At 31.5% G+C, this 21879-nt stretch carries 16 protein-coding genes; 10 read left to right on the top strand and 6 right to left on the bottom strand.

Going from position 1 to position 21879, the window contains the following annotated elements; translation table 11 throughout:
- Positions 1 to 26 precede the first annotated feature (26 nt).
- The 6 genes from BIV18_RS05730 (at position 27) to BIV18_RS05705 (ending at position 9745) form a co-directional block, all read left to right on the top strand.
- Entirely contained in the window at positions 27 to 746 is a 720-nt protein-coding gene (locus tag BIV18_RS05730) for a hypothetical protein (protein WP_075659698.1), read from the top strand.
- Positions 747 to 1193: 447 nt separating this feature from the next.
- Positions 1194 to 2948, top strand: coding sequence for a copper amine oxidase N-terminal domain-containing protein (locus BIV18_RS05725; protein ID WP_075659697.1), 1755 nt, complete (start codon positions 1194 to 1196; stop codon positions 2946 to 2948).
- A gap of 213 nt (positions 2949 to 3161) precedes the next feature.
- Positions 3162 to 5690: a ribonucleoside-diphosphate reductase subunit alpha gene (locus tag BIV18_RS05720; RefSeq protein WP_075659696.1), complete on the top strand. Its 2529-nt coding sequence runs from the start codon at positions 3162 to 3164 to the stop codon at positions 5688 to 5690.
- 20 nt (positions 5691 to 5710) lie between these two features.
- Positions 5711 to 6751: a ribonucleotide-diphosphate reductase subunit beta gene (locus BIV18_RS05715; RefSeq protein WP_075659695.1), complete on the top strand. Its 1041-nt coding sequence runs from the start codon at positions 5711 to 5713 to the stop codon at positions 6749 to 6751.
- Between the two features lie 85 nt (positions 6752 to 6836).
- Entirely contained in the window at positions 6837 to 8681 is a 1845-nt protein-coding gene (gene ftsH / locus BIV18_RS05710) for an ATP-dependent zinc metalloprotease FtsH (RefSeq protein WP_075660385.1), read from the top strand.
- 107 nt (positions 8682 to 8788) lie between these two features.
- Positions 8789 to 9745 carry a glutathione S-transferase family protein gene (locus BIV18_RS05705; RefSeq protein ID WP_075659694.1) on the top strand — a complete coding sequence of 319 codons (957 nt, stop codon included), beginning with the start codon at positions 8789 to 8791 and terminating at the stop codon, positions 9743 to 9745.
- 97 nt (positions 9746 to 9842) lie between these two features.
- Here the strand turns inward: BIV18_RS05705 and BIV18_RS05700 are convergent, their stop codons facing one another.
- The gene (locus BIV18_RS05700) at positions 9843 to 10742 is read right to left on the bottom strand and encodes a LysR family transcriptional regulator (RefSeq protein WP_075659693.1); all 900 of its coding nucleotides are present in this window, start codon (positions 10740 to 10742) and stop codon (positions 9843 to 9845) included.
- A gap of 267 nt (positions 10743 to 11009) precedes the next feature.
- On the opposite strand from BIV18_RS05700, the gene BIV18_RS05695 reads away from it, so the two are divergent.
- The 4 genes from BIV18_RS05695 (at position 11010) to BIV18_RS05680 (ending at position 15800) form a co-directional block, all read left to right on the top strand.
- A complete protein-coding gene (locus tag BIV18_RS05695; protein WP_075659692.1) occupies positions 11010 to 12440 on the top strand; it encodes a sodium:solute symporter family protein in 1431 nt (476 codons plus the stop codon).
- A gap of 42 nt (positions 12441 to 12482) precedes the next feature.
- On the top strand, positions 12483 to 13895 hold the full coding sequence (locus BIV18_RS05690) for a dihydroorotase (protein ID WP_075659691.1): 1413 nt from the start codon (positions 12483 to 12485) through the stop codon (positions 13893 to 13895).
- 64 nt (positions 13896 to 13959) lie between these two features.
- The gene (locus BIV18_RS05685; protein WP_083635537.1) at positions 13960 to 15153 is read left to right on the top strand and encodes a hydantoinase/carbamoylase family amidase; all 1194 of its coding nucleotides are present in this window, start codon (positions 13960 to 13962) and stop codon (positions 15151 to 15153) included.
- On the top strand, positions 15150 to 15800 hold the full coding sequence (locus BIV18_RS05680; RefSeq protein ID WP_075659690.1) for an aspartate/glutamate racemase family protein: 651 nt from the start codon (positions 15150 to 15152) through the stop codon (positions 15798 to 15800). The genes BIV18_RS05685 and BIV18_RS05680 overlap by 4 nt, the downstream gene beginning before the upstream one ends.
- 67 nt (positions 15801 to 15867) lie before the next feature.
- Here BIV18_RS05680 and BIV18_RS05675 read toward each other — a convergent pair whose 3' ends face one another.
- From BIV18_RS05675 to BIV18_RS05655, 5 genes are all read right to left on the bottom strand, one after another.
- Positions 15868 to 17871 (bottom strand): C69 family dipeptidase, encoded by a 2004-nt coding sequence (locus BIV18_RS05675; protein WP_075659689.1) that lies wholly within the window; start codon positions 17869 to 17871, stop codon positions 15868 to 15870.
- 189 nt (positions 17872 to 18060) lie between these two features.
- The gene (locus tag BIV18_RS05670; protein ID WP_075659688.1) at positions 18061 to 18906 is read right to left on the bottom strand and encodes a metal ABC transporter permease; all 846 of its coding nucleotides are present in this window, start codon (positions 18904 to 18906) and stop codon (positions 18061 to 18063) included.
- Positions 18893 to 19567: a metal ABC transporter ATP-binding protein gene (locus tag BIV18_RS05665; protein WP_075659687.1), complete on the bottom strand. Its 675-nt coding sequence runs from the start codon at positions 19565 to 19567 to the stop codon at positions 18893 to 18895. The genes BIV18_RS05670 and BIV18_RS05665 overlap by 14 nt, the downstream gene beginning before the upstream one ends.
- A gap of 3 nt (positions 19568 to 19570) precedes the next feature.
- Entirely contained in the window at positions 19571 to 20866 is a 1296-nt protein-coding gene (locus tag BIV18_RS05660; protein WP_075659686.1) for a metal ABC transporter substrate-binding protein, read from the bottom strand.
- A 59-nt stretch (positions 20867 to 20925) separates the two neighbouring features.
- Entirely contained in the window at positions 20926 to 21573 is a 648-nt protein-coding gene (locus BIV18_RS05655; protein ID WP_075659685.1) for a ZinT/AdcA family metal-binding protein, read from the bottom strand.
- Positions 21574 to 21879 lie beyond the last annotated feature (306 nt).

Genomic DNA, 21879 nt, shown 5'->3' with positions numbered 1-21879 from the left:
GTTATTTTAATTAGAAGGGAGTATAAATGAATAAAAAATTACAAAACTTAATTCTCGCAATTTCTATAATAATACCATTTGGATTTTATCTTTCAGGACTAAAAAGTGAGTTAGGTCAAGGAAGTTTCATGTATTCTGTATTTTGGGGAATTATAAATTACTTATTTTTAATGACTACAGCGGATTTTATTTCAAAATTTAATAAAATTTTAAAACTTCCAGGTTTAAAAATTAGAAAGAGAACTTATTTTATAAATATAATTGTTTACATAGGATTTTTGATTTTTGTAAATATATATTTTTTGCAACAGATATATTTAAGAAATGTAAAAATAATAAATTACTTGGCAAGTCCACTAGTTATAATTGGGTTATTTTTATTATTCCTATATAATCTGCAAAATGGAAAGTTTCTTAAAAAAGAAGAAAAAGAAACAGATATATATGAAATTTCAAAGAAGCGTTCCTTTAGAGATGGCAATGATATTCTTGGAAATGTAGTTGGATCCTATGAACAGGGATTAGTTATAGGAACTTATTACTTCTCTTATGAAAATATGAAATCTATTTCCAAGTCAAAAGACGATGAAATAGTAATAAAGGGAAAAGATGATTCAAAAAATTATATTGTAAAAATTGGTTCTTTAAATTCCGCAAATCAAGTAATTATTGAAGTGAATAATGCTTTAAATCAAGGAAAAATTGACGAGAAAAAAGTAAATTTAAAAAAGATAAAAAACTTTTAGGAAAACATTGACAAAACAACTTTCATGCTCTATACTATAGTTAAGCTAGCTAATGAAAACAAATTGGTAACTAAGAAAAGGTGATTCCAATGAAGATTTTTAATTTATCCCGAAAGGGAAAAGTAGCAAAGTATCTCCTTTGAAAGTAGCTTATTGCTAAAGGTTGAATGCTTAATTTAAGAGATATAGAGCTATAGTTACATAACAATTGAACATTTATACTAAAAGACTCGAAAGGGTCTTTTTTAATTTAATTTTTAAATTCTAAAAGTAAGAAATTAAAAAATAATTTCTAATAAGATTATAAAAGTTCTTGACAAATGAATACAGATAATTTAAAGTGTAAATATAAAGCATATACACTTTAAATTACTTATGTTTTGAAAAACTTTGAGATTGCAAAAGCTTTTCATTCATAGTAAAGTCAAAACAAATAGGAGGTATACAATGAAAAAGAAAATTTTAACTATTTTACTTGTATTAGTAGCTGCAATTACTCTTGGTGCTTGTAGTGCAAACACTACATCTTACCTAGATGCAGCTGAAAAAGTTGGAAACTGGAAAGGAGCAAAAGTTTCAGGAAAACTTGACTATAATATAGAAGTTAAAGATCCTGAAAGTAAAGAAACAATTAAAATTGACATTCCTGTTACAATGACTGGTGAACAAGTTGGAAAAGACAAGGCTCATGTTTTAGTGAATATGGACTTTTCAAAGTTCAAAGAAATAATTGCTAAAAAAGCTCAGTCAGAAGAAGATTTAACAAGTATAAACAAGGATGTACCAGACAATATTAAAATGGATATCTTTGTTAATGGCAACGAAGTTATCCTATCAAAGGACATCTTTGCTATTGCTGGAAATGGACTAAAGGACATAAAAGAAGACTACATCTCCGTTGCTGATGAAGCAAATGTTCTTTCTCCAGAAGCTATAAAATATTTTAATTCTGAAGAATTTAAGGCTGATTTGTTAAAGTTAATGAATATTGCTTTTAAAGATGTAAAACAAGGAATTGACTACAAAGTTGAAGGAAATACTTATACTTTAAATGCAACTAGTGATCAAATCATTGATGAACTTATCAAGGCGTCTGATGGAGTTATGAAGAATTGGGATGCTGTTTCAACTAATTTACTTACAATTATTGATAAAGTTGGTTTCCCATTAACTGATGAAGAAAAGAAAGATTTTAAAGAATTTAACAAAGATTACAAAGCAGAGGATTTAAAGAAAGCTGCTAACGAATTTAAAGAAAATATTAAGGGATCTAGTATCTCTGAAAAAACTACTTTTGGAGAAAATAAGTATACACAAGAAATTGGTCTTAAGCTTAACTTTACTGATATTATAAAAGTTTCTGTTAATGGAAATGTTGAAACAGTTAAAGACGAAAATGTAAAAATTAACTTCCCTACTTCAGTTAAAAAATTAACTACAGAAGAATATATGAATTTAGTAATGCCAAAAATGGACATAGTTACTGTTAGAGTAAATGGAGAAGATATTACTTTTGAAGATGCAGATGCTCTTCCAAAGATTATAAACGATAGAACTATGCTTGCAGCTCGTACTTTCTATGAAAAAATTGGTGCTAAAGTTGATTGGAATGGAAAAGATAAAACTGTAACTGTAACTAAAGATAATGACAAAATTATTCTTACAGTTGGAGCAAATAAAGCTCTTGTAAATGGTAAAGAAGTTAAACTTGATTCACCAGCAACTATCATCAATGACAAAACTTATATTCCAGTAAGATTTGTATCTGAAGCTTTTGGTTATAAAGTTAAATACGATGCAAACCAAGGAATGCCAACAGTTGACATCTTTAATATCACAGAAAAGGAACTTGCAGATAAATTAGTAGAAATTGAAAAAGAAGATAATTATAAAATGATTGCTTCTATGAAATCAGCTGGTCAAAAAGATGAAGAAATTGTAAAGACGATTAAAGATATTTATGAAGGTGAAGAATTAGAAAAAGTTCTTGCAGCAAAAGCAGATCTTGATAAAGATCCAGAACTTCTAAAAAAATACCAAGACCAAATTAAAGAGGAAATGGAAGATGTTCTAGGAAAAGATTCTAAAGAAGATACAGCTGAAAATAAAGAAACTAAAGAAGTTAAAGACGAAAAGATTGCTGATAAAACAGAAAAAACTGCAGAAAAAGCAGCAAAAGTTTTATTTTCAGTAATTAAATAATTAGATAATTATCCCAAGCTCAAGGGCTTGGGATTTTTTATGCCTTTAGATAATACTTTTAAAAGTCTATAATAAAATTTTAAAAAAATTTATAAGAACAAAAATCTAAAGTTATTTTTATTTAATAAGGGTCTACTTATAATATTTGGTTTGTGATAATATATAGTAGTATTTAAAAAGAAATATTAAAATAATATACTATATGGGGGATTCATGAAAATATTAAAAAGAGACAAGAGAGAGGTAACTTTCGATCATTTGAAGATTAAAAATGCAATAGAAAAAGCCTTTGATTCTGTCGGTAAAAAGTATGACGACAATGTTATAAATAATTATGCTCTTGATATTAAGGATAAACTTATAAGAAACTATGATCCAAAGAATCCACCCACTGTTGAGGAAATTCAGGATCTAGTTGAATTAAAGCTAATTGACGAAAAGGAAATTGAAGTTGTTAAGGCATACATTCTTTATAGAAATAGACATTCTGAGGAAAGGCAAATTTTAGATAAATTTGGAAATTTCATAAAAGATGAAAAAGTCCTAAAGATTTTAAAATTTGTGAGAAAAAATTATGACCAAAAAAAATATGAACTTGAAAATTTATACAAAAAGTTTGAATCTTTTGTAAAGAAAGATCAAAGTGAAGATGCCTATCTTTCTGAAATTATAAAAGCTGCAAGTGAGTTAACAGACAAAGATTCACCAAAGTGGGAATTTATCGCAGCCTTATTTTTAAATTACGATTTGGAAAAGAAAATAGAAAGAAATTTAAAGGATTTTAATATAAATAATTTTTACGAAAAAATTGTATTTTTAACTGAAAAGAACCTTTATGGAAAATACATTTTAGAAAATTATACTCGGGATGAAATTTTAGAGTTAGAGAATTATATAGATAATTCTAGGAATAGGCTTTTAAATTATTCTGGTCTTGATCTTCTCATAAAGAGATATGTAATAAGAAGTCACGACGGAAGGTTTGTAGAAAGTATACAAGAAATGTTTATGGGAATTGCAATGCACCTTGCAATACCTGAAAAAAACAAAATTTATTGGGCGAAGAAGTTTTATGACATTTATTCCACTTTAAAAGTAACAGTTGCAACTCCAACTATGTCCAATGCTAGAAAGCCTTACAATCAGCTTTCATCTTGCTTTATAGATACAGTTCCTGATACTTTAAAGGGAATTTATCGCTCAATTGATAATTTTGCACAAATTTCTAAACACGGTGGCGGAATGGGTCTTTATTTTGGAAAGGTTCGTGCAACGGGTTCTGACATAAGAGGATTTAAGGGTGTTGCTGGAGGAGTTATTAGGTGGATTAAACTTGCAAATGACACAGCTGTTGCAGTTGATCAGCTTGGTGTTCGACAAGGCTCGGTGTCATGTTATCTTGATGCTTGGCACAAAGACATCCCAGAATTTTTGCAACTTCGAACAAATAATGGCGATGATAGAATGAAGGCTCACGATATTTTCCCTGCTATCTGCTATCCAAATTTATTTTTTGAATTAGCAGAAAAAGACATTGATGCAACTTGGTATATGTTTGATCCTCACGAAATTCTTGAGAAGAAGGGTTATTCTCTCGAAGATTACTATGGAAAAGAGTGGGAAGAAAAATATAGAGAGTGCATTTCTGACAAAAATATTTCAAGACGTGAAATGAGCGTCAAGGATTTAGTTAGACTTATTATTAAATCTCTAACAGAAACAGGAACACCCTTTGCCTTTTATAGGGATAATGTAAATGAAATGAATCCAAATAAGCATGTGGGAATGATTTATTCTTCAAATCTTTGCACAGAGATTATGCAAAATATGTCAGCAATAGAAACTCTTGAAACTAAAATAGAGACTGAAGCTGGCGATGAAATAATAGTTACAAAAACTAAACCAGGAGATTTTGTGGTATGTAATCTTGCATCTCTTGTACTTGGAAATATCGACTTACAAGATGATGAAGAGTTAAAGGACATTGTAAAAACTACAGTTAGAGCACTTGATAATGTAATAGATTTAAATTATTATCCAGTTCCCTACGCAAAAGTAACAAATAGAAAGTATAGATCTATTGGACTTGGAACAAGTGGTTACCATCATGCTCTTGTAAAAGCAGGTATAGCTTTTTCTGACATTGAAGATCACTTAAAGTGGGCTGATGATGTCTATGAAAGGATAAATTATCATGCAATCACTGCTTCCATGGAACTTGCAAAGGAAAAGGGATCATATGATTTCTTTGAAGGTTCAGATTGGCAAAATGGAAATTATTTTGATTTGAGAGGTTATAAGGACGACAAGTGGCAAAAACTTCGTAAAGATGTAAATAAAAATGGACTTAGAAATGGATATATAATGGCAATTGCACCAACGGGTTCCACTTCTATTATTTCTGCAACTACTGCAGGTGTAGATCCTGTAATGAACAGGTATTTCTTGGAGGAAAAAAAGGGTTCAATTTTACCTAGAGTTGCACCAGATTTAACGCCACAAAGTTTTTGGCTATACGAAAATGCTCATGAGCTAGATCAAAATCTTGTAATTGAAGCTGCCGCAATAAGACAAAGACATATTGACCAAGGTCAGTCAATTAATTTTTATATTACTACGGACTTTACTATGAGAAAAATTTTAAATCTTTATATCAAGGCTGCAAAGGAAAAAATAAAGTCAGTTTATTATGTTAGAAGTAAGTCTTTAGAAGTTGAAGACTGCGATTATTGTGCGTCATAATTTAAAATTAGGAGGAAATTATGAAACTTTCAAAAAGAGGTCTCTTTAACGAAAAGGGAGACATTGAAACATATAAGAGAAGAATTATTAATGGCAACACTACAAATCTAAATGATTTTAACAATTTGAAGTATAGCTGGACTAGCGACTGGTATCGCCAAGCCATGAATAATTTTTGGATTCCAGAAGAAATAAATCTTTCTCAAGATGTAAAAGATTATAGGATTTTAGATGTGCACGAAAAAACTGCCTATGACAAAATTTTGTCTTTTTTAATTTATTTGGATTCTCTTCAAACTGCACAAATTCCTAAGCTTCAATCCTATGTAACTGCAAATGAAATAAATTTATGCCTTTCAATTCAAGGCTATCAAGAGTCTATTCACTCTCAATCTTATTCTTATATTTTGGATACAATTTGCTCCCCAGAAGAGAGAGAAAAAATATTGTATCAATATAAAGACGATGAAGTTCTTTTAAAGAGAAATAAATTTATTGGCGACCAATATCAAGATTTTTACGAAGATGAAAATTTAGATAATTTTATGAAAGCTCTAATTGCAAATTATATTTTGGAAGGAATTTATTTTTATTCAGGATTTTCTTTCTTTTACAATCTTGGGAGAATGGGGAAAATGCCTGGCACAGTTTCTGAAATTAGATACATCAACAGAGATGAAAATACACATCTTTGGCTCTTTAGAAGTATTATTTTGGAAATGAAAAAGGAAAATCCAGAAATATTCACTGATGAAAACATAAAAAATTATAAAGCAATGCTTAAAAAAGGTGTTGAAGAAGAAATATCTTGGGGTAAATATGTAATAGGCGATGAAATTAGAGGTCTAAATGAAAAAATGATTGAAGATTATATAATGTATCTTGGAAATTTGCGTTCAAGAAATTTAGGTTTTGGAAATCTTTTTGATGAAAACATTGAAGAACCTAAATCAATGAAGTGGGTCAGCGAATATTCAGATCCAAACCAAATAAAAACAGATTTTTTTGAAGCAAAACCATCTGCTTATTCTAAATCTTCTGTAATCGAAGATGATCTTTAATAAGAAATAAATTTTAGCCGGATCTTGTGTCCGGTTTTTTAATTAAAAATTTTCTACATATCGCAATAAATAGGAGGTTAAAATGATGAATGATAAAGACGATAAAAATAAAAGACCCCAGTATAATTTACTTAGATATTATTTAATTGCTATCCTCGCAGTTTTTGCACTTAATTGGCTGATTATTCCCATGCTTTCGCAGAATAGTATAGAGAATGCAGCTTATTCTGATTTTAGAAAAAATTTAAGCGAAGGAAAAGTAGATGAAGTTAGATTTAAACAGGACCAAATTCTTTTCACTTTAAAGGAAGATAAAAAGGTTTATAAAACTGGAAAAATGGAAGATCCAAATATAGTGAAGGATCTTGAAGAAAAAAATGTAGATTACTCTTCAGAAATTCCTGAAAAACCAAGTTTATTTATGTCCTTTATAATGACTTGGGGAATTCCAATTTTATTATTTTTCTTTTTACAGAGAGCTTTTGCAAAGAGAATACAAGGCATGGCTGGAGGAAATAGTGGAATTTTTGGGGGAGGAAAGAAAATTGAAAAGTACGAACCTAATGGCGAAACTGTAAATTTTGACGATGTTGCAGGTCAGGAAGAAGCAGAGGAATCTCTTGTAGAAATTGTGGACTACTTAAAAAATCCGGGCAAGTATACAAAGATTGGTGCAAAATGTCCTAAGGGAGCACTTTTAGTCGGGCCTCCTGGAACTGGAAAGACACTACTTGCAAGAGCAGTTGCTGGCGAAAGCCATGTACCTTTTTTCTCCATCGCAGGTTCAGAATTTGTAGAAATGTTCGTAGGTCGTGGAGCTGCAAAGGTTAGAGAACTTTTTGATGAAGCAAAGAAAAACGCACCATGTATTATTTTTATTGACGAAATCGACACAATTGGAAAAAAGAGAGATTCTGCTGGAATTTCTGGAAACGATGAAAGAGAGCAAACTCTTAACCAACTTTTGACTGAAATGGATGGTTTTGATGGCAATATTGGAATTGTAATGCTTGCTGCAACTAATAGACCTGAAATTTTAGATCCCGCACTTTTAAGACCAGGCAGATTTGATAGACAAATTCGAGTTGAACTTCCTACTCTTAAAGATAGAATTGAAATTTTAAAGGTTCACGCAAAGAGCTACCAAATGGAAGAGGATATAGACTATTCATTAATTGCTAGATCAACTGCAGGTGCATCTGGAGCTCAACTTGCAAATATTTTAAATGAAGCTGCCCTTCGTGCAGTTAGAATGGGTTGCGACAAAGTTAGACAAGAAGACATTCAAGAATCCATTGAGGTTGTAATTGCAGGTGCACAAAGAAAGCAAGATATACTGTCTCCAGAAGAAAAGAAGAGAGTATCCTATCACGAAATTGGTCACGCAATTGTAGCTGCACTTCAAACTGGATCCGAACCTGTAGAAAAAATTACAATTATTCCAAGGACATCTGGTGCACTTGGCTATACAATGCAAGTTCCAAAGGACGAGAAGAATCTTTACACGAGAGAAGATCTTATAAATCATATAACAACTTTATGTGGTGGTCGTGCGGCAGAAGAAGTAATCTTTAATGAAGTATCAACTGGTGCTGCAAATGACATTGAAAAGGCGACAGACACAGCAAGGGCAATGATCACTCAATATGGCATGGCTGAGGAATTTGGAATGGTTAAGTTCCAAGATTCTGGTTCACGATACATGGGCGACAATGGAAACATGAACTGCTCTGAAGAAACAAGAAAAGAAATTGACGACCTCATGGTTAAGATTGTGAAATCAGCCCAAGACAATGCAAGACAATTAATTGCAGACAACAGGGATGCCATGAAGGAACTCTCTGAATTCTTGTTAGAAGAAGAAACAATAACTGGCAAACAATTTATGGAAATTTTATCAAAGTACAAGAACTTTGATGAAGAAGAATAAGAATTATGAAGAAGGCGGCATGAGCCGCCTTTTTTGATTGCAAAAATTTTGCAGGGGTAAAGTATAAGTATAGTTAGAAAAATTTAGAGAAAGAAAAGGAGATGAACATGGGATTATTAGTAAAAGGTAAATGGGTTGATGAGTGGTATGACACAGAATCAACTGGAGGAAAGTTTGTTAGGAAGGACTCCTCCTTTAGGGACTGGATAACAAAGGATGGAAAAATTGATGATGAGGACAGGAAGGCCTACCCAGCAGAAAAGGGAAGATACCACCTTTATGTTTCCCTAGCTTGTCCTTGGGCAGCAAGGGCCCTAATGGTTAGGAAGCTCAAGAGACTTGAAGACATAGTTGGTCTTTCAATTGTAAGTCCACTTATGTATGACAAGGGTTGGACCTTTGGAGAATATCCGGGTGCAACAGAGGACAAGGTTCATGGCTTTAAGTACCTTCATGAGCTTTACACCCATGTGAAGCCTGACTACACTGGCAGGGTAACTGTGCCAGTTCTCTACGACACCAAGGAAGAAAAAATCGTCAACAACGAATCCTCAGAAATAATTAGGATCTTCAACCACGCCTTTGACGACTTAGGAGCAAAAGAGGGAGACTTCTATCCAGAAGAGCTTAGAGATGAGATAGATGAGATAAACGACTTTGTCTATGACAGGATCAACAACGGAGTTTACAAGGCAGGTTTTGCAACTAAGCAAGAAGTTTACCAAGAGGAAGCGAAAAATGTATTTGATGCACTAGATAAGATAGAAGAAATCTTATCAAAGAATAAGTTTTTAGTTGGCGATAGGTTTACTGAAGCAGACATAAGACTCTTTACCACTCTAGTTCGATTTGACCCAGTTTATTTTGGTCACTTCAAGTGCAACCTAAGACCCCTTACTTCTTATGAAAATATTTGGAGATATACAAGAGTTATTTACAACATGGAGGGAGTGCCAGAGACAGTAGACTTGGACCACATCAAGACCCACTACTACATGTCCCACGACCTAATAAATCCAAATAAGATAGTTCCAATAGGTCCAGAGATAGACTTCTCGCTTTAAAGAGAGATAAAATTTAAAGCTATTGCAAATTTAAAATTTAATAAACAAAAAAATCCTAGGTTTTTACGCCTAGGATTTTTTGACAATTAGAATAACTTTATAATAAATTTTGGCATAAACCATTTTTCTCTAGTTCTAAAATATAGCTTTCCAATTTTTTTGTAAGATTACTAACTATATCTTTGGGTTCTCTTTGAGTAACTAAATAAATAGTTCTATAAATACTATCCAATCCGTTAATTTTAGAAAGATTGTTATTGTATTTATTTAAATAGTTATATACGCAAACAGGCATAACAGCCCAGGCGTTTTTTGATTTAAGAAATTCATAAACTAATTCAGCTGAATCAACTGAAATTTTTGGTTTGGAAGTTTCGCTCCAAAAATTTTGGTTCCAAATTTCATAATCAGGTCCCCAATCTAAGTGAATCTCATCTTCTTTTTTAAGATCAAGCTCATTCTTAATACTTGAATAATCTGAATAATTATTATTATAAACTATGTATAATTCCTCTTTAAAAAGTTCTTTAGTTTTTAAATGTCTATAACCAAAGGGACGGGAAACTAAACCTAAGTCTAACTCATAAGTATTTATTAAAGTATAAATGCTATAGTTCCAATGTGAACTAATATATAGTTTTACTTTGTTAGAATCAGTAAAGTTTCTATAAAAAGAATTTAATAAGAAACTATTTAAACTATGAGGACCTCCAATCCTCAACTCTACTCTTTCTGAGTCATCTATTTTCCAATCTTCAATATCATCCATTAAAGATAAATATTTTTTTGCGAAACCAACAAAACTAATTCCTCTTTCTGTTAAACTAACTCCCCTGGACCCATGACCTCTAGTAAATAAATTAAATCCTAACTCATCTTCAAGTTTTGTTATTCTATCAGAGAGAGTTGATTGACTAATGAATAGAGCATTTGATGCTTTAGTCATGCTACCTAATTCTATAGTTTTAAGGAAAGATTCAATTTGTAGATAGTTCATATTTTAACTCCTTGCCATCGATTTTTCCGATTGAAAAAAACGTTTTTTTATATTTTTTTAAAAATGATGCCCTTGATATAATTAAAGAGCAATTAAAACTATACTACAACAACACGATAAAGTAAATGGGAGGGGGCAAATTATGATATCAACATTAAGCTTGAAAATCGCTTGGATATTTTTGGGATTTATGAGTATATTTCCATTTTTTTATTTAAAAAACAAGAACAAAAAGTAAGATATGGGTAATTTTAGGAGGAAAATAAAATGGCAAAAGAAACAATTTATATTAGTATTGTTATCCTTTTTATGGTTGGATTAGGAATTTTAGGTTTATTAATTGGTAGATCAATAAAGGATCCAGATGATTGGGTAGCGGCAAGTCAAAGTTTAGGTATTATACCTTTATCAGGTACATATTTTGCAACAATAGTAAGTGCAACGTCAATTGTTAGTTATACAGGATATTATTATTTAAATGGCTGGCCAGGAATGTGGAATTTCGGTGGAACATTACTAACTTCATTTTTAGCAGCTTTATGGGTTGCTAAAAGAATGAGAGAATATGGAGATACGACATTCCCGGAATATATAAGTAGAAGGTTTGGCAAAACACATTCTTTGTTAGCATCGATTGTTATATTGATTGGATCTGTTACTTTATTATCAGCACAAATTACTGCAGCGGTTGTAGTGATTAGGGCAATAGTGGATTGGAATCCAATACTAATAAGTATATTAGTTTTGATTGTGTTTGTATTATTTACAGCAGTTGGAGGCATGCTAGCGGTAGCGTGGACAGACACTATTTGTGCCTACACAATAATTATTGGTGTATGGGCAATGGCAATTAATTTCTTAATTAAATTAGGTGGTTTTGGAAGTATGATGGAAGGATTACATCAAATTAATCCGCAGTATGTTTCAGCTTTTTCAGACGCAATTACTCCATTAACAGCTTTAGGTTGGCTTGCAACTTGGGGAATTTGTAATTTTGGAGCACCTCAATTTGTAGGTAGATTTTTGTCAGCAACGACACCTGAATCAGCATCAAAAAGTCAGGCTATTACAGCTCTTATGTTAGGATTATTTATTACTCCACTTTTAATAGTAGGACTTGGAGGAAGATTAATCCTTCCAGGAATAGAGCATCAAGATCTAGTGTTCAATTCACTAGTTACTGAAACAGTACATCCTATTCTTGGTGGTTTAATGTTTGCAGCAGTAATAGCAGCTATAATATCTACAGCAGATTCTCTATTGTTATTAGCTAGTACAACATTTACTAGAGATATTTGGAAAGAGTTCATTAAGCCAGAAATGGAAAGTAATTTTGAGCTCAATATGTCAAGAATCGTTACAATTATAATTGGAATAATAGGTGTAGTTTTAACATTCATGCAAAGCGATGTAATTCAATCAATCCATGCACGAGCTATAACACTAATGGGATCTTCAATGGCTATGTTAGTTTTAATAGGAGCATTTAATAAGAAGATAACAAAAGCTGGAGCAATGGCTTCAATGATAGCAGGCTTTATAGTAGCTAGTATTTGGTATTCATTGGGACAGCCATACGGAATTTCGCCAGCATTAGCAGGACCAATTAGCTCAGGATTAGTAATGATAATAGTTAGCTCATTTACAAAACCTATGACAAAGGAAGAATTGGAACCATTCTTTCCCGAAGAAGTCTAGAGTTATATTTTAGTTAAAATTTAATAAAGAAAGGATTTTAAAATGAATTTAGATTTAGCAGTAATTAATGGTAAAGTATATATAGACGGAGAGTTTAGAGAAGTAGATTTAGGAATTAAGGATGAAAAATTTGCAATGATTTCTGAGCGAGGAATGCTCGAAGACTATAATGAGGTTATTGATTTAAAAGGAAAGTACGTAATACCTGGTGGAATTGACACACACGTACATTTTAGAGATCCGGGGCATAGTGAAAGAGGAACTTTTTATACAGAGTCTCAAGCAGCTGTGGCTGGTGGAAATACGACAATATTAGAACATCCTATATCATCACCACCTCAATATAATAAAGAAATATTAGATAATAGAAAAAAAGTAGCAGAAGAAAGACAAGGAGTCGTTGACTATGCTTTCTTCGGAGCTGCTGGAGGACAATATCCAGAAGAAATCACTAAACTTGCCGAAGAGGGTATAGTCGCGTTTAAGACTTTTTTACATGAAGCTCCTGAAGGAAGAGACGATGAGTTTAGAGGATTAACCATGGCTAATGATTACGAAATCCTCATAGGGATGAAAGAAGTTGCAAAGACAGGGTTACCTTTAGGTTCACACGCAGAAAACAATGACTTGATTCAAGGTTTTATAAAACATTATAGAGATGAAGGAAAAACTAGCTCAGAATATCACTGTAAATCAAGACCACCTATATCAGAATATTCAACTGTACAAAAGATGATTTTATTTGCAAAAGAAACAGGGTGTGTTTTAGATTTAGTTCACATTTCAACACCAGAAGCAATGCAAATGGCAAAAGAAGCGAAAGAAGAAGGACAGAAATTATTCTTAGAAACATGTCCGCATTTCTTGTTATTAAATGAAGATGCATTATTAGAACATGGTGCATATGCTAAATGCAATCCTCCATTAAGACCACAAGAAACAGTAGATAAATTATGGGAATATGTATTAGATGGAACTGTTGATTATATAGGAAGTGACCATGCTCCATTTTTAAAATCAGAAAAAGAAAAGAATGCAGAGGATATATTTGTTGCACCAGCTGGTTTTGTTGGAATTGATTTAAGAATTCCACTACTTATAAATGAAGCTGTATCTGGTAAAAGAGGATTAACTTTAGAAAGGGTAGTTGAACTATGCTGTGAAAACCCAGCTAAAGCATTTAACATATATCCTCAAAAGGGAGTGATTCAACCAGGTTCAGATGCTGACTTAGCTATTTTCAGTGTTGATGAAGACACTGTTGTGGATTGGAGAGATAACTACTCAGGATCTAAAGAAATTGCAAGAGTATATGACGGATGGAAATTAAATTGTAAAATGAACTATACAATTATAAGAGGAAAAGTTGTAATGAAAGATGGAAAAGTTGACCCAATTGCTGATGGAACTAAAGGATGGGGTAAACTTGTAAAAGCCAATCTAAATAAAAAATAATTTATATAGAATAAGATTACAACAAATTTAGTTGTAGTCTTATTTTATTGAAAAGGAGAATGAAATGAATTTTGAAAGATTTTATGGGAATTTAGAAAAATTTGCCGGCGTGGGAAGAGCTGAAGATGGAGGTATAACAAGGTTAGCCTTTTCTAAAGAATATTATGAATCAATAGAAGGATTAGAAAAATATGCAGCAGATAAAGGGATACAAACAAGAAGAGATAAAGTTGGGAATTTGTTTTTTATTTATAATCCAAACAACTCTAGTAAGTTTATAATGCTTGGATCCCATATGGATACAGTTAAATCTGGTGGACTTTATGATGGAGCCTTAGGTGCAATTACTGCATTAGAAGTATTAGAAACAATCAAAGAAAATAAAGTTGAATCTAAATATGGAATCATTGCAGTTGCATTTAATGCAGAAGAGGGTAGCGAGATGGGTGGTACCTTTGGTAGTAGGACTATTACTGGCAGAAATAATTTAAATGATGAAGGTTTGAAGAGTAAACTTAAAAAGTATAATTTAACTATTGGGGATTTGGAAGATAGTATTATAGATTTTAAAAAGATTTTATGTTTTTTAGAACTACATATCGAACAAGGTGGGGTTTTAGAACATGAAGGATTAGATATAGGTGTAGTTGATGGAATAGTTGGGATTACTAGATACAATATAACGATAAATGGAAGTGCAAATCATGCAGGAACTACTCCTATGAAATTAAGAAATGATCCTATAAAAAAACTTCCAAAAGTCTTAGAAAAATTATATGAATTAGCAGACGGTTATAATCATCCATTTGTAATGACAGTAGGTGACATTTTAGTAAAACCTGGAATGTATAATATAATTCCAAAAGAAGCAGAGATTTTAATTGAAGTTCGAGATTTGAATCAAAATAACATAGATACTTTTTTTAAAGATGTATATGAGTATTTAGATACAGAAATAAAAGATTATACATTTGTCAAAAATGTAGAAAAACCATCTGTAATATTAGATAAAGAATTAATGAAATTAGCAGAAAGCAAAGCAGAAAAACTAGGATTTAAGTACAAAGTCATGAGTAGTGGAGCTGGGCATGATGCAAAAGAAATAAGCCACTTGGTTCCAACTTCATTAATATTTGTTCCAAGTAAAGATGGCATTAGTCATTCACCTAAAGAATTTACAGAAAAAGAAGATTTAAAAAAAGGGATAAATCTAATATATGAAATGGTTGTTAGTTTATCGGGAGGATTTTTAGAATGAAAGGTTTATTGATTAATCCAAACAGCAGTTATGAAATGACAAGCAATTTAAAAGAATTGGTTAGTAAATTTACCTTGGATAATATAGAAATAGAAGTTATTGGAATGAAAGATACGCCAGAATTTATAGGTTCAAAAGAGACAATAGCTGAGAGCTTTAATTCAGTTAAAGAAACCATACTTGAAAATAAAGATAAATTTGACCTATTTATATTAGCTTGTCATTTAGATCCAAATTTGCAAAAATTAAGAACTGAAACAAAACAAATTATACTTGGAATTGGAGAGTGTTCATTATTATTTTGTAAAATGCTCGGAAAGAGATTTTCAATTGTGGGCTCATCTGAAAAAACTGTTGAATTAAAAAATGATATGGTATCTAGATATGGAGCTGAGGATGGTTTAGATTATATAGGTTATCCAGATAATGAATCTTCAGATTTATTAGTTGAAAGATTATCTGATGCTAGTAAGAAAGCAATAAATAATTATAATTCTGATGCAATAGTTTTAGGATGTGCTGGATTTGTAGACTTTGATTCATATATAGAATCAAAGATAGATAGAGATGTAATAGATGGCGTAATAGTGTCTTTAATGATAGCAGATGATTACGCCAAGTATAAAAAATATAAAAATAATAAATAAAAAATAAAGAATCCTAGGTTTTTTACGCCTAGGATTTTTTAAAGGAATATTTTAATGAATCTTTATTTTATTTTGAAAGTTTAGAAATAATTTGAGCAACTTCTGCTCTTGTAAGATTTGCCTTTGGAGAGAATTTATTTTCTGAAGTTCCCATTAAAATTCCCTTATTTACTAAGAATTGAATATCTTCATAAGCCCAATCAGAAATTTCCTTTTCGTCAGCGAAATTAACTAATTTAAGAGTTGAAGTGTCGTCGCCTATTAATTTTAAATAAGATGCTAAAATATGTGCCATTTCTTCACGAGTGATTTTTTCGGAAGCTATTGCCTTTGAAGTTTTTGGAAGAAGTTTATTATAAACTGCCCAATTCATGTATTCAGTGTAGAATTTTCCTGATTCAATATTTTCATCTTTAACTTCAGCATATTTTTTTGTGTCAATTTTGCCAAATCTACCTAAAATTGTAACAAATTCTCCACGAGAAATTTTTTCATTTGGAGAGAAGTAAAGATCAGATGTACCAACCATTAATTTTTTGTTTATAGCTTCAATTATTGGTTTTCTTGCCCAGTGATCGATTAAGTCAGCCTTTGAAACTTTAGAAAGTTCACTTTGAAGTGATTTTTCAAGCTCAAACACTTCTTTTTCCCATTGCATTGTCTTTGCAGTAGAAAATTCAGCTGCTTTTTCTTTATCCTTTGCGTAAAGAGCAATCCATTCTCTTTCAACTTCTGGAAGTTCCTTTTTAACTTTTTCTTCAAATTCATTTATTTTCTTGCGAGTAGGTTCGCCAAGCTCTTCCCTATTTCCTGAAACTAAATCATTTACAGATGAGCCAACCCAGTAATATGAATTTGCATCATAAGTTGCAGAATTATTTTTAGCTTCATCAGTTGAATCATTTATGTCAGGGAAAATTGGAATCCAAGGGATATTTAAAGGGCTTCCAAGAGTCATCCACATAATTCCAGGTGCATCCTTTGGATAACCCTCCTTGATTTGGAAGATGTGAGCTTGCATTGTATTGATGCTACCAATTGGCCTCTTGTGAGTCTTTGGGTTTGCTTTCCTTTCAGCTTTATTATCTGATGGAATATAATCTGTTCCTTCAAATCTATTTCTAAATACGTTTAGAGCATGATCAATTGTAATTTTTTCTGAATCTTTAGAAAGATCGTTTAATAGGTCAAATCTCTTAGCGTCGTAAGGAATTTTAGAATTTGGATCTAAGTCGTGAATGCCTGACCAAATTCTTGAACGGCTTGTATCAGAAATTTCCTTTGGTCCGTAAGATCCAGCCATGTCCATTAAACCCTCTTCAGTTTCTTTATAAGTCTTTGCATCCTTTGCAATTTTTACAATATCTTTGGAAGCAATTACATTTTCCTTATCTTTAAGGTCAACTCCACCTAGCCAAAAATCGTTAGGGAAAATACTGAATTTATCTGCAGGGTATTTAATTGCAACATATTGATGTCCAGAATAAATTTCCATGTACCAAACTTCATTTTGGTCACCAAAAGCAACTATATCTCCCATGGAAGCACCTTGTTTGTCAATTGTATCAGCTAAAAGTTCAATTGCTCCCTTAGCAGATTTTGCGTGTGCAAGTAAAAATGTAGTCATGCTTGCTTCATTTACACCATTTTTAACAAAAGGATCAGCTTTTTCAATTTCTTCAGATGGATCAGCAGAAACTGTACAGAAAATGCCAACGCCAGCTTCGTTGTAGCCAGCAGCATCGTATACCCCTTGTTCCATATCCTTTGGCTTAACACTTGAATCTGGAGTAGAGAAAAATTTTAATGAATCCTCAGGGTGTATGTATTCAAATCCGTTGTTTACGTCAACTAATTTGCTGCCTTTTTTAAATTCTCCACGCGGATGAGTTACAAGCCTCATAGTTCTATTTCTTTGGTAATCTTCAGTTCTACCAAAGATAAAAGATCCGTCAGCTGTAAGGTCCTTTCCTACAATAATTCCTGTACAGGCAAAAGTTGGTATTGCCATAGACATAATTAGTGTAGAGGCAAGACCTGCCACTAATAATTTTTTCTTACTATTTTTCATAGTAACCTCCTCATAAAAATTTCTCTTTATAAAATTGTTTTCCTTATGTATAAATACAAATTTAAAGAGTATTCTTAATATAAATTAACACTAGACTATAATAGTGTCAATGTTTTAATAAAGTACAATGATTTTGGTAAATAAAACTTAAAATCGATGCAATAAAGTTCATAAAAAATATCTGCAAATTTAAACTTTACAGATATCACTATTTTGTATTTTTGAAAAATTTTTAGAATTATTTTTACGATTAATTTTTGAAATAAGTAGACATACTAACATTCCTAGAGATGCAATTATTACAATTGAACCACCTGGTTTCACATCAAAGTAATAAGAGAGAGTTACGCCTAAAAGTGTGTAGACAACTCCCAAGAATATAGTATTAAAAAAAGTTTTTTTGTAGCTTCTACTTATTAAAAGTGAAGATGCCACAGGCAAAACTATTAGAGATGTTACCATAAGTGCGCCAATTATCTTTGATGAAAGTGCAATAGTAATTGCAGAAAGAAAGGTGAAAATTGCATTTATTCTTTCCACATTAACTCCACTCATCTTTGCAAGTTGTTTATCTACAGCTATGCTCAAAAGTCCAAAATAATAAATAAAAGATATTGCAACTACAAAAATAAAAGTTACAAGCACTATTATTACATCAATATTAGAAACAGATGCAATGCTTCCAAATAAATAAGCATCAAAGCTATTGCCACCTGGAGAAAAATCGGAAAGTACTGCCGCAAGTCCAAGGCCTACTGAAGTAATAATAGCGGTTGCCATATCTCCAAACTGAGGAAATTTTTTTCTTATTTTTTCAATTGAAAAGGCACCTATAATACAAGCTATTATTGCACCTATTAATGGATTAACAGAAAAAATAAGACCAATGGCAACTCCAGCTAGGGACACGTGGGAAAGGGCATCTCCGATCATGGCAGTTCCACGATTTACTATTACTATCCCAATAAGTGGTATTATTATGGAAATCATAACTGATACTAAAAGAGTTCTAATCATAAAACTATATTGAAACATTTACAAGACCTCCCTTTTTTAGTTCATAAATAGAATCCATTTTTAAATTATTCATTACCCAGTCCAACTCATGTGTTATTAAAATTATTGAAACTTCAAATTTTTCATTTAATTCTTCAATAGTTTTTGCAAACTGTGCTTTAGAACTTTCATCGACGCCAGAAGTTGGTTCGTCAAAGATCAAAATATCGGGCTCATTTACAAGAGCACGAGTGATGACTACCCTTTGTCTAAGGCCACCTGATAACTCTCTTATGGGATAGTCGGCATATTTTTCTAAGTTCATCTCTTTTAACAAAACCATAGTCTTGTGGTAATGCTCTTTTCTAGGTATTTTAAACTTGCCAAGACTGTCGTATAACTGCAAGGTGACAAGTTCCTTAACGGTAATTGGAAAAGTATATAAATTTTCCTTTTGTGATTGTGGTACATAGCCAATTTTTTTAAGTATATTTTTATTAAAATCTTCTTCAAAAATTTTAATGCTACCACTATCAAGTTTAAGTTCACCCACAATTATTTTTATTAAAGTTGTTTTTCCAACGCCATTTCCTCCAATGATAGTGATTTTTTCTTTATTTTTAACAGTTAAATTCAAATCTCTCAAGATAGGATCTCTATCATAGGAAAAATAGGCATTTTTTATTTCGATTGCCTTCATAAATCACCTCAATGAATCGTAAATAGTTTTTAGATTGTATTCAATCATGTCAATATAATCTTTGCCAACCTGATTTTCAATATCCTTATTTATATATTCCATAGAAATAAGCCCCTTTAGATCAGCACCAATTTCTTCAGCAATAATATCCGCACCATTTTTAGGCATCCCATATTCATAGAAAATTGTATTAATATGTCTGGCCTTAGAATCTTCAATAACCTTTATAAGTTTTTTAATGCTTGGAGAATCTGTGCTTGTAAGGCCTTGTAGCGGATACTGAATTAAATCAAAGTCCTTTGCCAAGTACGCAAAGGCAAAATGACTCACTATAAATTCTTTTCTCTTTGTATTTTTAAAGAGATCTCTATACTTATAGTCTAAAGCTGTGAGCTCTCTCAGAGTTTTAGAAGCATTTTTTCTATAAATATTTTTATTTTCAGGATATAATTGACTCATTTTGTATTCAATATCATTTACATATCTCTTTGCATTTCTAATACTCATCCATGAATGAGGATCATAGGTTATTTTGTCCTCATTAGTAGTGGAGGTATCTCGCAAAACTTTTAAATTAAGGTCATTACCATCAAGGTCAAGCATTTTATAAGAAAGCAAGTCTGTGGAAACTCTGTCACTAAACAATATCCACTTGCCTTTTTTAGGTAGCTTATAATAAATTTCACCATGTTCATGACCCATCTCCAGCTTATAGACTTTTTTATCTACGACATTAATTAAATGCTTTTGTGGAATATCTTCGCCAGTATCTTCCATTAATTTTCTTCCAATTTTAATAAGCTCCTTATTGGAATACTCTCTATCACAATATAAAAAAGCAATTCTCATATTGTCTTCGTGAGTGTGTCCAAAATCAAAGGAGTAAGTCTCTTTGCCGAAATTACCCATAACCATGTATTGGAAGTCGCCAATTGCTGCAGCACCTTTATAAGAAATAAGATTTACACCACTTGCCAAGTTAAGAATATCTAAATTTGGAAGAGTTTTTGAAATGGCATCGGACCAATGTTCTAAATTTGCTCCATTTATTATCAAAAGATCTGCCTTTGATAATTCTTTAATTTTTTTGGGAGTAGGCTCCCACAAATGAGGATCTTGATTTTTTGGCATAAACATTCTAAGGTCAACAGTATCGCCAACTACACTTTTAGCAAGACTATAAACTGGATAAAAAGAAGTGTAAACTACAGGTTTATCTATTGTATTTTTTTCTTTTTTACAAGAAATTAAAGAAGATGCCAATAGAATTACCAATATAATTTTTATTATTTTTGACATATTACTCCTCTCAGAAAAATATCCCCGATAAAAATCGAGGATAAGAAAAAGAAAAAATATTATTCAGCAACTTCTTCGTAAACTTGATCTATTGTAACTGTTGGACTTACAAAAGTAGGATACCAATTGTCCTTTGCTAACATTTCTTCTGTAGATTCGCCTACTCTCAAGTGGAAGTGTGGCATGTGTTCTTCTCCATGGACAGGCATCATTAAAATTGTAGGATATTTTCCATCGGAAGAAAATTCATACCAATATAAAGTTTTCCCACCATGTTCCATAGGATGTTTGTCAACATATTTGAAATTAGCTTTTTCTAACTCTTCTCCACCTGGTTTAGAGAAAAATGTAATGCTATCATCATCAACTTTAATTGCACCAAAATCAACAGCAGTGCGGTCGGCAAAATTTTGCTTAGCTTGCTCCGCTGTAATATTATCTCTCTTAGCAACTTCGTCGTAGGCTCCCTTTAAAGCATCGTCGTCGATAAAATTAGCAATATTATTCCATTCTCCTGACCAATCAGAAAGAGCAACATCTTGAGATTTTTCTTCAGTCTTTGCAGCTATATTTTGTTCCACCTTAGTGTGGTTTTCCTTTGAACTTGCATGATTTGTTGAATGGCTTGAATTATTTTTATTACAAGCAACAAGTAAAGTTGAAGACATGAGAACAACTGCCAAGGACATTTTAAAATTTTTCTTCATAATTCCTCCTAATTATTAAGTTTTGCTTTTGTTTAAGCTTAAAATATGAAAATAGCTAAATTTATAATTAAAAAATAGTAAAATTTATATTATAAAAGAGTTTACAAGATTTATTATTTGAAAATATGTCAAAGATTTTTATCAAAGCTTAAAATTCCATAAAATAAATAAAACAAAGCATAAATTGATATTAATTATCACTTAATACATAGTTTATCAATTTTTTTAAAAATATATTAAGGAATTTACTAAAATTTATTTAATAAACAATAATAATTATTGTTTAGAAATTGATTTTACAAAAAT

It is taken from the genome of Peptoniphilus grossensis (genome assembly GCF_001940285.1).
GTDB lineage: Bacteria > Bacillota > Clostridia > Tissierellales > Peptoniphilaceae > Peptoniphilus_A > Peptoniphilus_A faecalis.
This window is presented reverse-complemented; position numbering and strand designations above follow the sequence as displayed.